This window comes from Anabaena sp. 4-3 (genome assembly GCF_001597745.1).
In the GTDB taxonomy this organism is placed as follows: Bacteria; Cyanobacteriota; Cyanobacteriia; order Cyanobacteriales; family Nostocaceae; genus Trichormus.
Window position 1 is genome coordinate 136596 of record NZ_LUHJ01000065.1, and the last position, 3573, is coordinate 140168.

At 44.1% G+C, this 3573-nt stretch carries 1 protein-coding gene; it reads right to left on the reverse strand.

Annotated elements, in window-relative coordinates; translation table 11 throughout:
* Positions 1–3573: Calx-beta domain-containing protein (locus A3775_RS24750; protein ID WP_304439300.1), on the reverse strand; the 3573-nt coding region annotated here is incomplete at both ends.

Here is a 3573-nt window from a genome sequence, read left to right on the forward strand (position 1 = left end):
GGCAAAGGTGACTGTAATCGGTGAATTATCGTAATCACTGACTGCGGTGGCTGTACCATCTGCGGGTGTGATGGTAACACTAATTTCGCCGTCACTTCCCCCGGTACGAATTAGGTTAATATTCGCTGTGCCATTTTCGTTAATGGTGTAAGCGGTGGTATTGAAACTAATCGTTCCTGCTTGGGGTGCATCATCATTAATAATGGTGACAACGGCTGTTGTTTGTGTTCCTAATGTTGCGCCACCTTGGGGATTAGATAGGCTTAAATTAATTGTTTCATCTGCTTCAAATTGATTGTCGTTAACAATGGGAATGGTGACTGTTTTACTGATTTCCCCATCGGCAAAGTTAACTGTGATGGGTGCATTATTATAGTCACTACCTGCGGTGGCTGTGCCATTTGTTAAGTTAATCGTGACGCTGACTGCACCTGTGCTATTACCAGTACGATTAATCGTAACAGCAGTAATGGGTGTGCCATCTTCTTGAACACTGAATTGAGGAGAACTAAAAGACAGAATCCCCGGATGAATATCATCATTGGTAATCGTGCTTGTAATTGTATTCACAGTGCCACGATTATAGTTAGCACTAGCAGCTAGGGTTAAACTAATTGTTTCATCCGCTTCAAATAGATTATCTGCTGTGGGAATAATGGTTAAAGTAGCTGTGTCAGAACCAGCAGCAAACGTAATTGTTCCTGTGGTGCCGTTGAAATTAGTCGCCCCAATTTGGGTGTAGTCACTGTTGAATGTGGCACTGCCAGCAACATTAAAGTTAATAGTTAAAGAGTTGGCAGTGTTGCCCGTGCGGGTGAAGGTGTAAACCAGGTTTGTTGCGCTATCTTCTGTTACGCTGGTGGGAGTAACTGCTAGAGAAACTGTTGGTAAATCATTATCAACTATTGTGAGTGTGGCGGTTGTTTGTGTTCCTAAAGTTCCTCCTCCTACGGGATTCGCTAGGGTGAGATTTAGGGTTTCATCACCTTCATAAATGGTGTCATTCACAATCGGAATTGTCACCGTTTTGCTAGCTTCACCATCAGCAAAATTGACAACGATGGGAGCGTTATTATAATCTGCTGGTGCTGTTGCTGTGCCATCGGTGGATGTTAAAGTAACGCTGGCGATGCCATCAGTTCCACCTGTGCGATTGATGGTAACAGCACTGATAGGCGTACCATTTTCATTGACTCTGAAACTGTTAGCACTGAAAGAAAAGATGCCGGGTTTATAGTTGACATCTTGAACGACATCTAAGACTAAGGATTTATTGACGATTAATGACTGTAGTAGTAAGCCATTACCCAGGTTGAATCCAGTAATATTGGTAAAGCCACCGGTTAAATTGCCGCCAAAATTCAGGATGGTGTAGCGATCGCCTAAAACTGGTGTAAATCCATTTAGTAGGCTAATATTTAAGTTACCGCTTAAGCTGGCATTACCTGTAATATCTAGGCGGTCATAATTGCTGGTTCCGCCTAATTCAATATTCAGGGTACTACTACTAGCTTGAGTATAATTCCCTGTAATTCTCAGTGTGCCAATGGTGTCACCAGGGTTAATTTGCGTGAGATTCGATAGATTCCCAATAACCGTACCACTTCCAGTTAATGTTCCTCCCTGTAATGTATAGTTATTGGAAAATTGCAGAATCGAACCATTGTTAACTGTCCAATTCCCTGTGCTAGTACCACCACTTTGTACGTTTAATGTGCCACTAGCAACCTGCACAGTACCCGTATTGTTGAACAGTGTCGAGATATAAGTTATACCTGTACCTGCGGTTTTCTTGAGGATACCCGCATTGTTGAATTGGGATTGATTACCATACCAATGATAAAACGAGCGATCGCTTTGAATATCAAATACACCTGTAGCGGTATTATTCCAAATCGCCCCGTTAGCCCCATATATATCTCCACCCGTCCAAGTTACTGTACCTTGAGTTTCGATGGTGCGAGTGTCGATGAATTTGGCGTTACCACTGAGGTTAGCTGTACCTTGGATGATGGTTGTGCCTGTGCCTGATTGCGTTCCCCCACTCCAGTTGAATGTACCGCCTGTTTTGACGGTTAAATTGCCTGTGCCTGTGAGTGTGCCATTGCTGAGGATGAGGTTGTTGACTTCACTAGCTGTTGTACCGTTGAGTGCTAGACTACCACCACTGAGGGTGAGGTTGTTGACTTCACTGAGAATTGCTCCATCGACTGTAACTGTACCACTACCAGTGATGGAGATTACCCCTTCTCCTATGAGTGAACCACCTGTAAAGTTATAGTTACCACCGCTAAAAACTAATGATGCTCCATTTTCGGCACGGAACACACCACTACTCATCCCCCCACCTTGTAAGTTGAGTGTGCCTGTTTGGACTTGAATCAAACCTGTGTTATTCAAGGCGGCACCAATAGTAGTCGTGCCTGTACTTGCGGTTTTCTTGAGGATACCGGCATTGTTGAAGATAGGGCGATTACCATACCAATGATAAAAAGAGCGATCGCTTTGAATATCAAACACACCTGTAGCGGTATTATTCCAAATCGCCCCGTTAGCCCCATATATATCTCCACCCGTCCAAGTTACTGTACCTTGAGTTTCGATGGTGCGAGTGTCGATGAATTTGGCGTTACCACTGAGGTTAGCTGTACCTTGGATGATGGTTGTGCCTGTGCCTGATTGCGTTCCCCCACTCCAGTTGAATGTACCGCCTGTTTTGACGGTTAAATTGCCTGTGCCTGTGAGTGTGCCATTGCTGAGAGTAAAGTTTTCGGTTTCGCTATCTTGAATGCCATTGAGTGATAAAGTACCGCCTGTAATAGACAGATTATTGACGGAACTCACAGTTTCATTGAAAGTCAGATTGCCGTTACTGACAGAGAGATGATTGAGATTGCTAACAGTTGCACCCGTGACAGTGACAGTTCCACTACTTACTGTGAGATTGTCTGTAGTTAAAGATCCCCCTGTGATGTTGTAAGTGCCACCACCAAATACTAATGACGCACCGCTATCAACCTCAAAAATACCGCTACTTGTACCACCACCTTGTAAGTTGAGTGTGCCTGTTTGGACTTGAATCAAACCTGTGTTATTCAAGGCGGCATGAATAGTAGTCGTGCCTGTACCTGCGGTTTTCTTGAGGATACCGGCATTGTTGAAGATAGGGCGATTACCATACCAATGATAAAAAGAGCGATCGCTTTGAATATCAAATACACCTGTGGCGGTATTATTCCAAATCGCCCCGTTAGCTGCATATATATCTCCACCCGTCCAAGTTACTGTACCTTGAGTTTCGATGGTGCGAGTGTCGATGAATTTGGCGTTACCACTGAGGTTAGCTGTACCTTGGATGATGGTTGTGCCTGTGCCTGATTGCGTTCCCCCACTCCAGTTGAAGGTGTTGTTCACAACAACTTCTCCTGTTCCTGCCAAAGTACCAGCACTGATAGTCAAATTATTGACTTCACTGGCAGTTGTGCCATTGAATGCTAGAGTACCACCACTGAGGGTGAGATTACTAATAGAATTTACCGTTTCATCGAAAGTCAGACTGCCATTATTACTGAC